Genomic DNA, 12,885 nt, shown 5'->3' with positions numbered 1-12,885 from the left:
TATCTCTTTATTGAGGTGGTGCTTTTTTGTGCATCCCCTAGTTAAGGTCATTGAAGTAGGGTTGAATGTAGCGAACGCCTAACTGTTGAGACAGATAGAACTCAAACTGAGTAAGCCATGTATCTGTGCGATCTTTTGAATAACGCCCTGTTAGTGTGTATGTGATGTTGGATTTAGAAATGTGGTAATGTTCTGCTAAATCTCCAAATGTGATATTTGCTCGTTCCATATTTGCTCTGACTGTCGAGCACCTTTCTTTTTCTTCTTCTGTTTGTTTTCTTGGTCGATGTTGTGGCATTTATTTGCTCCTTTCTACTTATTAACGTTAATTGACAAGTAAAACTACTTCGACTATAATTCGAAGCGTAATCGAACGTACAACACGGTTGATATAACTGTATTTATAGCTTGGTAGGCGAATATAGTATTTGTTAGTATTGACCGTCTTATCTATTAATTACTTAACAATTAAAAGTATAGTCAAACTACTTTGACTTTTCAAGTGAGAAACAGTAAAACTACTTCGACTTTATTTTTTCTTAATATTTGGAGATTAAATATGACTCTTTTTGAAAGAACAAAACAGATTGCAAAGGAGCGTGGCTTAACTCTTAGACAATTAGAAAAGCAAGCTGGATTAGGGGATAAGTCAATTTATGCATGGAAAAGGTATACGCCTCGTGGAACTAATTTAAAAAATGTGGCTGACGTATTAGGTGTATCAGTAGACTATTTGCTTGGTGAAACGGAAGATAAAGGAGAAATAAATAATAATAGTGAAACAAGTCAAGATTTTTTTAAGATAGACTTATCCGATATCCCAGAACAGGAAAGACAACGAGTTATTGATCAAATGGAAGAAGTTAAAGAAATTTTGACAAGAGATATGAAATGAAACAAATCAATGATATTGACTTTCAAAATAGTGACGTTTATTGGTACATGAATAAATTTGTTAGAAAAATTCAAATATTAGTGTCTAACTATGTTCAGAAACGGATTGGTGAATTATGCTATGACGATTATCTTTACTATGCAAAACAAAATATAACAAATTTTAAGTTTCAGAAATTTCCAATAAGAGGTGGTTATCTTGGTGATCATCTTTCTGGGATGTTAGTTGTCAAAAAAGATGTAAAGATTTTTATAAATAGTAATTATGAACTTGAGGAACAGCACCAGGCCTTTTTTCATGAGTTGGTTCATTTTTATCGGCACGCTGTGATGAATAATGAGAAGACACAGACGTTTTCAGAACTTATTAATTTAAATTATTACCCGTTTGATGATCGTTTGTGCGAGACTGAGGCAAATTATGGCGCTGGATTTTTATTATTACCAAGTTATACGATTGATCAACTTATAACATTTAATTATCCGTGGAATGAGGTAATAAGTGAATTTGAGATAAGTTCAAAAAGATTAACAAAAAGACTGCTGGATTTTTTAATTTTTGAAAATTCTGTAGACTTTGTTCGGGCAGATAGACTTGTTAGTGAAATGCAAAATAACGGGTTTGGTATCTTGTCAGAAATTGAGGTTGGTTGGAGAGAAAAATACATGACTTTTCCGGAAGTATCTTATGATTATATAAGATGTGCTATTAGTAAATATGTGGCAGAAAGTGAAAGAAACGCCTATCTTTATAAAGTCAATGGTGATTTAGGAGTAGCTTATGAATAAAATGTTTAAACTTGGCATTGGTTGTGCAGTTGCTGTTGCTTTAGTGGCCAGTGGTGTGTTTGCGGGCAGTTATCACGCACGGCAAGAAAAAATGCGTGAAGAATCCAGTTTGAAGAGTAAACAAAAAGAGGCGAGTATAAGCAAAAAAGAAGCAAGCTTAAAAAAGCGAGAGGCAGAAAGCTTGGCGTCGAAGAAAGCAGAGTCTGAAAAGCAAGAAAGCTTAAGGCAGTACGAAATACAGCAGTCGGCACCAGCACCACAGGAACAAGTTGCCCCGAGTGCCCCTGTAAACAAGCCCAAGGATAAGGCTACTAAGACATCTACAGAGATTACGGTAGAATTTGGACCAATCAAAGAATCAGTTAGTGAACTTGATAAGGAAACGAAGGCTTACCATGATGCAGGCGTAATAAACCCACAAGGGGATACAAAATATAGCCCTGATATTGAATCTAAAACGCAATCTAATCTTAAAAAAGCAAATGATATGGCCGAGTGATGACGTGATGATATGTTGGGTGGTTTAGCTGCTATGTAGGCCTAATAGTCTTGTGTATAGTACCTCTAATGGACACCCCACCAATAGCAGAAGTGATACAGTTGTTAGTTATCTGAAATCCGTATGGGTTTCGGTATAAAAATGTTGGAAAATGTAGGAGTGGTTTAACAACAAGTTTTAACAAGTTTTTAGCTTAATTGTGATGCAAGGGGGATTTTAGTTGGGTAATAGCGGTTATTGTCTTTTCGTAAAACCTATTAAAACCTATGCCTATTCTTACCATATTTCATTCTATCCATTTCTTGGAATACATAGCTTGGTAGGCTGTGAAAGGAACATAGAGATATGGCAATTACTAAAAAGAATAATGGCAAGTATCAAGTACGGGTTTATGTTGGATATGATCATATTACAGGAAAGCGTAAAACCAAGTATGCAACGTGCGAAACAATGCGAGAAGCACGTTTGAAAGAGGCACAGATACTTACTGATGTTGAAACTGGTGAGTTGATACCTGAATGGGATAAGCCCAAGGAACAGAAACACTATACCTTTGATGAGGCTTTTTATGAATGGTTTGATATTTACAGTAGGCAAGGTCGGTCGGATGCGACAGTTGCTAAAACCAAATACTACTTTGAACACTATCTATTAAAGCCGGAATTATTCGGTGGCCTGTACTTAGAACGAATGACTAGGATTGACACACAACGACGTGTTAATCAGTTCATCCCCAAGTATGTCGAATCTAAAACGATGATTAGTTACGCTAATATGGTACTTAAATGGGCTTATGATCATGAAGAGATAGCCTGTGATGATAATCCATTAGAGCACATCCAAATGGTGCAAGCCAAGAAAGCTAAGAAACGTGAAACAAAGTTTTATGACGAGCGCCAAGTAAAATTATTTGAAAAAGGGATAGAGGAGTACTTTAAGAACGAGCCTATGTTCCATGCTATCTATACGTTGTTATTAAGAACGGGGATGCGTGTAGGAGAGCTATTAGGGTTAAAGTGGGAAAATATTGATTTTGCTAATGATGTCCTTATTCTGAATGGACGCATGACATTTGCAACGGGGTCTAAGAAATATGAGCCCGGTTTAAAAAATGGAGACACTCAACGTTCTATTGAGTTTGATAAGGTTGTACACAATAAATTAAAGGTGTGGCAACACGAAAAAAGGCTTAGTTCATTTGCTATTGGTAGTCCAATGTCTGATGATGATTTTGTATTCAATGTCAGCCGTACTTGTGTTCAAAGCACGATATATAAGTTTTATGATTGGTACAACGAAAACCACAAGACTCAACTCCCTAAATTAAATATCCACGGTTTTAGACATACCCACGCTAGTTTATTGCTTTCTAGTGGGGTGGACATAAAAAAGGTTTCGGAGAGATTAGGGCACAAAGACATCACTATTACGGCAAATATATATGCTGATGTAACACCGAAAGCTAGGAGAGAAGTGGCGGACAAGTTTAGTGAAATTATGGGAGACAATGCTTAATACTATACGCGATATTGTGTTGCGTTTTGTGTTGCGTCTCACTTTAAAAAAGTTGAGTAGCTGGTACTATTGCGTTTTATAGGGTTAGTGTTATACTTACTTTTAGTAAATTAAAAGGAGGCCACGACATGACTGAACGAATGGATTTAGCGTCAGCGCGACGCAAAATGAAGAGCCCAAACATCAAGACCCGTAAGCTGGCTTTAAAGGCTTTGCATGATGCGGCCCGACAGAACGGTAAAAAATAAGCTTTAAAGCAATCTACTTCGGTGGGTTGCTTTTTTTATAAAAAGCCTGAAGAAGCCTTTGTTTTGTTGTAACAATGGTATAATACAAGCAGCAGTTGAAAGGAGTTTGTAATGGTGAAAAAAGAATTAGTGATTGTCACCGGGATGAGTGGGGCTGGTAAAACAGTTTCAATGAAAGCCTTTGAAGATTTAGGCTATTTTACTGCCCAAAACTTACCCGCTAATCTCTTACCACAAGTTTGGCAAATGATTTCCAGCGAACCAAATATTGAACGTGCGGCCATTATGATTGATACGCGGTCACGCCAGTTCTTTGAAGATTTGGATGAAGAATTATTTGGGATGGCCCAAAATAATCATGATGATTATAATTTACGAATTCTATTTTTGGATGCGGATGATAAAGAATTAGTCGCTCGCTACAAAGAAACCCGTCGGCAACATCCGTTAGCAGAACAACAAGGGACTTTGTATGGATTAGAGCAAGAGCGAATTCTGATGGCCGATTTGAAAAATATGGCAACGGATTATGTTGATACGAGTCAAATGGATGCCAAAGAATTGCGCCAATATATTATTAATCATTTTGGTTCTGAACATGATCGTCAATCTTCGTTTAGTGTGCAAGTGATGAGTTTCGGCTTTAAGTATGGTCTACCTACTGATGCTGACATTGTTGAAGATGTCCGCTTTTTGAAGAATCCATATTATCAACCTGAATTGCGTGAACAAACAGGTCTTGATCAACCGGTTTGGGATTACGTCTGGGATAATGCCGATGCTGAGAAAATGTATCAGATGGATTTAGAGCGTTATCGTTGGTTGTTGCCTAAATATAAGGCGGAAGGCAAGGCGACGTTAACGATTGCGTATGGCTGTACAGGCGGACAACATCGTTCGGTTGCATTTGCCCATCGCTTAGCGCAAGATCTTGGAAAAGATTGGGTTGTTAATGAAAATCATCGTGATCGGACCCGACGAAAGGCAGGGTATGCACAATGAAGCAAAATGAAATCGTGAATACGCCACGAATCGTAGTGATTGGCGGTGGATCAGGTCAGCCAATTATTTTAAAAGGGCTTAAACAGTATGATGTTGATTTGACGGCTGTAATCACTGTGGCGGATGATGGTGGTTCATCTGGGACCTTACGGGATTATTTGAATATCATCCCACCTGGTGATGTACGTAATGTGATGGCCGTGATGTCAGATGTTTCTGATGAATTAATTGATATTTTTCAATATCGCTTTAAAAAAGAAGATGAAATGCTTGCCGGACATGCGCTGGGGAATTTGATTATTGCGGCAATGGCGGAAAAGGAAAATGATATTTTTCGTGGCGTTCAGATTCTTTCACGGTTAATGAACGTGGAAGGCCATATTTATCCAGTGGCTAATGAGCCATTAGTTTTACATGCCCAGTTTAAAGATGGGACTGAATTATCTGGAGAAGCAGAGATTACTGCAGCGCATAAAGTGATTGATCATATTTGGGTGACCCCACAAGAAAATTCTCGGATGAAAGAAGCGCAAGCACCAAGTGAGGTGATTAATGCGATTTTGAATGCCGATGAAATTGTGCTGGGGCCTGGAAGTTTGTATACCAGTGTTTTGCCCAATTTGGTGGTGCCTAACGTGAAGGAAGCATTGAAATTGACGCCAGCTAAAATCACGTATGTAGCCAATATTATGACCCAAAAGGGCGAGACTGATAATTACACAGAATCTGATCACGTGCACGCAATTAATCAACATATGGGTGAAAATATTGTGGATGCGGTGATCATGAATTCCGCACCAGTACCGGAAGATTATATTGATTGGCAACGTTGGAATGAAGTGTCGCATCAAGTACAATCTGATCCAGAAGATGTTCGTAAAGAAGGTGCGGTACCCATCACAGGTAATTTATTACAACTTCGTGATGATGGGGCTTTTCATGATGGTGATATGGTTGCCAGTTTAATTATGCAAATCGCTGAGGATAAGACAAAGCGAGATAATAGCATACAGTAAGGAGGGGTGAGGTGTGTCCTTTGCCAGTGATGTAAAAAAAGAACTCACCATGCTCGAAATCAATAATCCTGAAAATGCACGAGCTGAGCTTGCGGCTTTACTTAGGATGAATGGCTCGCTTGGTTTGAGTAACATGCACTTTACATTAAATGTGCAGACTGAAAATGCGGCGATTGCGCGTCGGATTATCAGCTTATTGCAGAAATTTTATGATTTGCCAGCCGAAATTTCGGTTCGGCGTCAAATGAAATTAAAAAAGAATAACTTATATGTTGTTCGGATTGTGCAGGGTGTCGAAGGTTTACTGCAAGACCTCTATATTTTAGATGATTATGAAATGCGGCCAACTCCGCCAGATGAATGGCTTGCCTCAGAAGGGATGGCACGTTCATATTTGCGTGGTGCCTTTCTGGCAGCCGGGTCGGTTAATAACCCGGAAACGAGTCGTTATCATTTAGAAATTTATTCCCTCTATGAGGAGCAAGCACAACAGCTAGGGGATTTGATGAACCGCTTTGATTTGAATGCCAAAGTAGTTGATCGACGGTCTGGTTATATTGTTTATCTGAAGGAAGCGGAAAAAATTGCAGACATGTTGAATGTGATTGGTGCCACGAACGCCATGCTTAAGATGGAAGACATTCGTATCATGCGCGACATGCGTAATTCGGTTAATCGTTTAGTGAATGCAGAAAATGCTAATCTAGATAAGACCGTTAATGCTAGTCAAAAACAAATTGATGACATTGAATTTCTTGATGCAGAAGTTGGTTTAAATCGATTGCCAGAAAAGTTACGTGAAATTGCGCAAGTGCGTTTAGATCATCGGGAAGAGCCGATGTCAGCATTGGGCGATTATGTTCCTTCTGGTCCAATCTCTAAATCTGGCGTCAATCATCGTTTACGCAAATTGACGAAGATGGCGGACGAATTACGCGAAACAGGTCGCTTACCTAAGGAACTTCAGCAAGAATAAAAAACATTTGACCTTTCTTGACCAAGTGTTAAAATAGTTAGAACAAGTTCAATCGATTATTGGAGGAATGAATATGTTACCAGTTCCATACGTTATTGAACAATCATCGCAAGGTGAGCGTTCATATGATATCTTTTCACGTTTGTTAAAGGATCGCATTATCATGGTGACCGGTGAGATTAACTCACAAATGTCAACGACGATTATTGCGCAATTGCTATTCTTGGATGCCCAAGATCCAGATAAGGATGTATATATGTACATCAACTCACCTGGTGGTGAGGTTAATGCCGGAATGGCGATTTACGACACGATGAACTTCATCCATCCGGATGTTCAAACAATCGTTGTTGGTTTGGCGGCTTCAATGGCCTCTGTCCTTGCATCATCTGGTGCTAAGGGTAAACGCTTCATGCTACCAAATTCACAATTCATGATTCACCAACCATCTGGTGGTGCACAAGGTCAACAAACTGAAATTGAAATTGCCGCTAAGGAAATTTTGAAGACACGTTCAAAGATTAATCACATCTTGGCTCAAAACACTGGTCAATCATTTGACAAGGTTGAAGCTGACACAGAGCGTGATCACTGGCTTGATGCTGATGAATCACTTGAATACGGTTTGGTTGATAGTGTCATTACAACTAATGACGAACAAAAAGAAGCAACTAAGTAATCTAAAAAGCACCTTTATTTTTAAGGGTGCTTTTTTTGTGCCAAAATAAAGATTGACAGTTACTTTGTGAAGTATAATACTAGTGGTGTAGTAAAAATTCTCTAACGATTAAGAATCGAGGCAGATATGATGAAGGCAGCAGTTTGGCATGATTTTAAAGATGTTCGTGTAGAAGAAGTTGAGCCTAAGCCAGTTCAACCCGATGAAGTGCGGGTACGGGTGGCTTATACTGGAATTTGTGGAAGCGATGTCCATGCTTATGAAGATGGTGCATTTATTCCGGTTGATGAACCAAATCCAATTACGCATGATAAGGCCCCACTTGTCTTAGGGCACGAGTTTTCTGGTGTGGTTTCTGAAGTGGGTTCAAATGTCACTGACTTTGCGGTTGGCGATCATGTTTCAATTGATCCAACTTTGACGACTGGTGTTGCACCAGATGATGAAGATGTCTATCATGGCTATGCCTTTATCGGCCTCTCAACGGATGGTGGTTTGGCACCATATGTTAACGTACCCGAATCAACGCTATTCCACTTGCCACAAGACTTCTCATTACGCTTAGCAGCCTTGATTGAACCAACGGCTGTTGCTGTTCAAGCCCTTAAGGAAGGCGACTTGCGGTTTGGTCAATCAGTCGCAGTCTTTGGTGCTGGTCCAATTGGCGCGTTGATTGCGGCGGTTGCGAAGGCAGCTGGAGCAACTAAGATTATTGCTATTGATCTATCTGAAGAACGTTTGGCTAAGGCCAAGCAACTTGGGGCAACGGATGTGATTAATCCGGCCGAAGTTGAAGATGTTGTGGCTGAAATTCATCGCTTGGTCCCTGGTGGTGTCGATGTTGCTTTTGAAGCGGCTGGTGTTCAACCAACCTTTATCCAAGCAGTTCACAGTGCCAAGGCGCGTGGAACGGTTGTGGTGACCTCAATTTTTGTGAAGCCAGTTGAGTTTAATCTCATGGACTTGACGGAAACTGGTGTAAAAATTACGAGTTCACTAGGTTATTCAAAGAAAACCTTTGGTGAAACTGTTGACCTGGTTTCGAGCGGGACCATTCAAGTTGAAGATTTAATTACAAAGGAAATCGAATTGGATGACGTTGTCGAGCAAGGGCTCGAATTACTTACGACAGATAAAACGCAGGCCAAAGTATTAGTTAATTTAGAAAAAGAAGCGGATTAATTTCAAAGCGACAGCGCCTTAAGTAGGAGTGTCACTTTTGATTGCAAAACTTATGTATATAACAAAAAACACCTCTCATAATTGAGCGGTGTTTTTTTAATGGCTTTGATTAGTCTATACCAACAAATATTATAAAATTATGGCAATCTTACATCTTTTGTTTAATGGTATAGTTAGCTATGTGATATAATTAAAAAAATATGAGTGAGTATTGACTAATTGAGATTAAACAATGGGTAGAGAATACCAATTAAAACCAAAATGGCTAATAGAATTGCAAAGCTAGCTTGCAGCCAACGTCCTTTCTCTTTTTGTGGTGTAATCTTTGGTTTTTCGGCGTTTTCCGATTTAATTCTTTGGTCAATGTCTTGATCGAGTAGGGATTTTTGTTTGTCATTTTTCATAATCCTAATTATAAAAGTAAAGCAACTTGATTACAAATGAGTTGTAAAGCTAACTGAGAGGATTTAGCGATTAATATGCAAGTTTTACATACTGAGCAGCGCTATCAACGCATTGTAAAAAAAATCAAGAAATTAATGCTAAAATATGCTGATATGTCCGATGAAACATTGCAAAGTCAGACAGCATTATTTCGAGAGCAACTAGCCAATGGCGCTAGCTTACGCCAATTGTTACCCGAAGCTTATGCGGCAATATGTGTTGCGGCTGAACGTGTTCTGGGAATGGCCCCTTTTGATGTCCAAATTTTAGGTGCGGTTGTTATGGAATATAACAATATTGCTGAAATGAAAACGGGGGAAGGCAAAACCTTAACGGCTGTCATGCAGATGTATTTACATGGTCTCACAGGGCCCGGAAATTTTTTGATTACCGCTAATGAATATTTGGCAAATCGTGATGCCGAGCAAATGGGTAAATTATACCGCTGGATGGGCTTAAGCGTTGCTTCAGGCGTTGCCAAAGAAGGCGAAAATCCTAAAAATCGTGATTTGAAGAAGATTTACCAATCTGACATTGTTTATACGACTAATAGCGCCTTGGGTTTTGATTATCTTTTTGATAATTTGGCCACAACGCCAGCAAAACAATATATTCAGGCTTTTAATTTTGCACTGATTGATGAAGCGGATGCGGTGCTTTTAGATACTGCCGAGACACCTTTAGTGATTTCTGGGGTACCACGCGTGCAATCAAACTTTTATGAAGTCGCTGATTCAGTGGTTAAGTTAATGGTTGAGGATGAAGACTATGAGCGTAGTGACGATTTGAAGAAAATCTGGTTTACACCGCAAGGAATTGTCAAAATGGAACAATATTTTGATATTGATAATTTGCTGAGCGATGAGTGGAAAGATTTATATCGGCACACCTTATTAGCTTTGAAGGCCAATTATACTTTGCAACGCGACCGTGACTATGTGGTAGATCATGATGAAGTGGTTTTGATTGATAGCGAAAATGGTCGTGAATTGACTGGCATGAAAATGCAGGCAGGGATGCATCAAGCGGTTGAAGCTAAAGAACACGTTGAGATTTCAAAACAGCAGCGTGCCATGGCCTCAATCACCTACCAAAACTTATTCCGTATGTTTAAGCAACTGGCTGGCATGACGGGAACAGCGAGTTCGGATGCCGCAGAGTTCATGGAAGTCTATAATTTAGCAGTAGTTAAGATTCCAACCCATCGCCCAAATCAACGGATTGATTATCCTGACCAACTCTATATCACGAATGATGCTAAATTATTTGCATCTTTGGAAGTTGTTAAAGATGAGCATGCTAAAGGCCGACCTGTGTTGGTTGAAACCGGATCACTATCGTTATCGAATTTATATTCACGATTACTATTAAGAGAAAAGATTCCGCATAGTGTTTTGAATGCACGGAGTGCCGCTAAAGAAGCTGAAATTGTAGCTCAAGCCGGCGAATATGGTGCGGTCACTGTCGCAACTTCGATGGCTGGACGGGGAACAGATATTAATATTTCCAAAGATGTCGTCAATTTAGGCGGTTTGCTCGTGCTCGGGACGGAACGCATGCTTAACCCACGTGTGGATAACCAATTACGTGGACGAGCCGGACGTCAAGGAAACCCAGGTGAGAGTGTTTTCTATTCTTCACTTGAGGATAAAATTGTGGTTGAAAATGCGCCAAAGCGCGTTTTGAAGTTTGCTAAGAAGCATGCTGGTGATCAACAACAAGCTTTGAAAAAACATGGACGTTTCCATCATGTGATTGACCGGGCTCAAAAAGTCGTTGCGAATCAGCAGCGGGCTAATCGTTTCGAAACGCTCCAGTATGGTGAAATTTTCCGTGTTCAACGTGATAGTGTCTATGAATATCGGAATGCCTTGATGCGGTCAAATAATTTACAGCCGGTGATTGAAAAGTTTATTAAAAAAGTACTCAAGCAATATGCCCATGCTTATAAGCATGGTGATACGACGCTTGAACCGATTAATTTTATTTATGAAAATATTGATAGTGCTTACGAAGGCACGCTTGATTTAAAGCAGCTTTCCCAACGTGAATTAATGCAAACGCTACAAAAGTTAGTGCAAGAGCAGATGGAAAAAAAGCATCAAGAATTACCGGCTCAACCACAATGGATTTATTATCAACGCCTTTGTCTTCTGAAAGCGGTTGATGATGTCTGGGTTGATCAAGTCGATGCCTTAGAGACGCTAAAGGTATTGACGCGTAATCGCAGTATTGCTCAGCGAAATCCTCTTTTTGAATATCAAAAAGAGGCCCAAAAGAGCTATCAACAGATGCGCACTAAAATGGAAAGACAATCCATTCAAAATCTCATGCAAGCTGAAATTAAACCGAAGAAAGATGGCACGGTTGATGTTCAGTTCCCATGATTAAAAATAAAGGTATTTGTAATGTTAAAACAACATGATTTATTGAAACGCGTCAGCTGGGCGCTGTTGATTGTGTCGGTTTATTTATTGGGACAATCAATTACTTTGCCATTAATTGACCCCGCAGTGGCCAAAGCGAGCTTGGCGAATCGGACACTTTTGCAAACATTCGGTGTGATGACTGGTGGTCAGTTCACATTGCCAACGCTTTTCACTTTGGGTGTGGGTCCATATATGACAGGGATGATTATCTGGCAGGCCATTAGTGCCTTGAATTTAGATGGCGTTAACCATCTGTCACAACGCCAAGTGAGCTATATCCAACGGTGGTTAGCCGTTGGATTAGCTGTGTTACAAGGGATTCAAATTGTGTATTACACAAAATCAGCGTTACTACCATTTCCTTTTGGCGGTGGAGTCACGGTAACGATGGTGATTGTCTTAGCAACGTTATTAGCGGGTACAATGTTTTCAATCTATTTGGGTGACTTAAATGCGCAATACGGTTTAGGGGGCATGTCACTTTTAATTTTGCCAGGAATTATTCTGGGCTTACCCAAGACGCTTACTGCTGGTTGGGGTAATCCTAACTATTCGTTAACGAATGAACATCTTTTGGTTGCAATTGGCTTAACGGTCATCGTGCTTTTTATTTTGGAAGCGTTAATGCATGCCGAACGACATTTACCCGTGGAACGGCTAATGATGGAAGGCGATTTAACGCATTCATATTTGCCCATGCGGTTATTGACGGCCGGAGCAATGCCTTTCATGTTTTCGATGAGTTTATTCATGTTGCCACAAACGCTGTTTAATCACAGAGCTAAATATGTAGATTGGATGCAAGCGTTGTTGCATTTAACGGATTATCGAACTTGGGGTGGGGTGTTCATGTACGCCTTAGTATTGATGTTTTTGGGGTATGCTTTTGGGTTAATTAGTATTCAACCTGGAAAAATCGGTAAGAATATGAAAGAAACCGGGGACTATTTTATTAACGTCTTTCCAGGGGAACAAACAAATAATTATCTATTTCGTGAATTCTTCATCTTAACCACCTTTGGTAATTTATTCTTAGTTGTGTTAGCCATTTTGCCAATGGCGTTGGCAATTGTTTATAAGCAACCAGGTTGGGCGAACTTTACGCCTTACTTTGGAAGCTTGGCCATTTTGATTTCGATTATGGATAATGTCATTGCCCAATTTAATGCGTTGCGTGAAAAGGGTATGTATCGTCTATTTTAAAAAATATAG

At 39.6% G+C, this 12,885-nt stretch carries 14 protein-coding genes; 12 read left to right on the top strand and 2 right to left on the bottom strand.

Translation table 11 applies throughout. The features are described from left to right. Positions 1-37 precede the first annotated feature (37 nt). Positions 38-298 (bottom strand): helix-turn-helix domain-containing protein, encoded by a 261-nt coding sequence (locus JOC36_RS01115; protein ID WP_205144664.1) that lies wholly within the window; start codon positions 296-298, stop codon positions 38-40. 261 nt (positions 299-559) lie between these two features. On the opposite strand from JOC36_RS01115, the gene JOC36_RS01110 reads away from it, so the two are divergent. The 10 genes from JOC36_RS01110 (at position 560) to JOC36_RS01065 (ending at position 8,800) form a co-directional block, all read left to right on the top strand. Continuing rightward, positions 560-895, top strand: a complete 336-nt coding sequence (locus tag JOC36_RS01110; RefSeq protein ID WP_205144663.1) for a helix-turn-helix domain-containing protein — start codon at positions 560-562, stop codon at positions 893-895. Continuing rightward, entirely contained in the window at positions 892-1,683 is a 792-nt protein-coding gene (locus JOC36_RS01105) for an ImmA/IrrE family metallo-endopeptidase (protein WP_205144662.1), read from the top strand. Before JOC36_RS01110 ends, JOC36_RS01105 begins: the two co-directional genes overlap by 4 nt. After that, positions 1,676-2,182 carry a hypothetical protein gene (locus tag JOC36_RS01100; protein WP_205144661.1) on the top strand — a complete coding sequence of 169 codons (507 nt, stop codon included), beginning with the start codon at positions 1,676-1,678 and terminating at the stop codon, positions 2,180-2,182. Before JOC36_RS01105 ends, JOC36_RS01100 begins: the two co-directional genes overlap by 8 nt. A 345-nt stretch (positions 2,183-2,527) precedes the next feature. Beyond that, complete coding sequence (locus JOC36_RS01095) at positions 2,528-3,697, top strand: site-specific integrase (RefSeq protein WP_205144660.1); 1,170 nt, start codon at positions 2,528-2,530, stop codon at positions 3,695-3,697. A gap of 128 nt (positions 3,698-3,825) precedes the next feature. Next, positions 3,826-3,945: a putative metal homeostasis protein gene (locus JOC36_RS01090; protein WP_205144659.1), complete on the top strand. Its 120-nt coding sequence runs from the start codon at positions 3,826-3,828 to the stop codon at positions 3,943-3,945. Between the two features lie 111 nt (positions 3,946-4,056). Continuing rightward, positions 4,057-4,947 carry an RNase adapter RapZ gene (gene rapZ / locus JOC36_RS01085; protein ID WP_205144658.1) on the top strand — a complete coding sequence of 297 codons (891 nt, stop codon included), beginning with the start codon at positions 4,057-4,059 and terminating at the stop codon, positions 4,945-4,947. Then, on the top strand, positions 4,944-5,963 hold the full coding sequence (locus tag JOC36_RS01080) for a gluconeogenesis factor YvcK family protein (RefSeq protein ID WP_205144657.1): 1,020 nt from the start codon (positions 4,944-4,946) through the stop codon (positions 5,961-5,963). The genes rapZ and JOC36_RS01080 overlap by 4 nt, the downstream gene beginning before the upstream one ends. A gap of 13 nt (positions 5,964-5,976) precedes the next feature. Continuing rightward, complete coding sequence (gene whiA, locus JOC36_RS01075; protein ID WP_205144656.1) at positions 5,977-6,939, top strand: DNA-binding protein WhiA; 963 nt, start codon at positions 5,977-5,979, stop codon at positions 6,937-6,939. Positions 6,940-7,012: 73 nt separating this feature from the next. After that, complete coding sequence (locus tag JOC36_RS01070; RefSeq protein ID WP_205144655.1) at positions 7,013-7,618, top strand: ATP-dependent Clp protease proteolytic subunit; 606 nt, start codon at positions 7,013-7,015, stop codon at positions 7,616-7,618. Positions 7,619-7,747: 129 nt separating this feature from the next. Next, a complete protein-coding gene (locus JOC36_RS01065; protein WP_205144934.1) occupies positions 7,748-8,800 on the top strand; it encodes a 2,3-butanediol dehydrogenase in 1,053 nt (350 codons plus the stop codon). A 215-nt stretch (positions 8,801-9,015) separates the two neighbouring features. Here JOC36_RS01065 and JOC36_RS01060 read toward each other — a convergent pair whose 3' ends face one another. Continuing rightward, positions 9,016-9,204, bottom strand: a complete 189-nt coding sequence (locus JOC36_RS01060) for a hypothetical protein (RefSeq protein ID WP_205144654.1) — start codon at positions 9,202-9,204, stop codon at positions 9,016-9,018. A gap of 75 nt (positions 9,205-9,279) precedes the next feature. Here JOC36_RS01060 and secA2 point away from each other — a divergent pair, with 75 nt between their 5' ends. Beyond that, the gene (gene secA2, locus JOC36_RS01055) at positions 9,280-11,631 is read left to right on the top strand and encodes an accessory Sec system translocase SecA2 (protein WP_205144653.1); all 2,352 of its coding nucleotides are present in this window, start codon (positions 9,280-9,282) and stop codon (positions 11,629-11,631) included. Between the two features lie 21 nt (positions 11,632-11,652). Continuing rightward, positions 11,653-12,876, top strand: a complete 1,224-nt coding sequence (locus JOC36_RS01050; RefSeq protein ID WP_205144652.1) for a preprotein translocase subunit SecY — start codon at positions 11,653-11,655, stop codon at positions 12,874-12,876. Positions 12,877-12,885: the final 9 nt, after the last annotated feature.

This window comes from Weissella uvarum, assembly GCF_016908785.1.
Taxonomy (GTDB): Bacteria; Bacillota; Bacilli; order Lactobacillales; family Lactobacillaceae; genus Weissella; species Weissella uvarum.
Note: the sequence above shows the minus strand (reverse complement) of the source record. Positions and strands in the feature narration are given on the sequence as shown.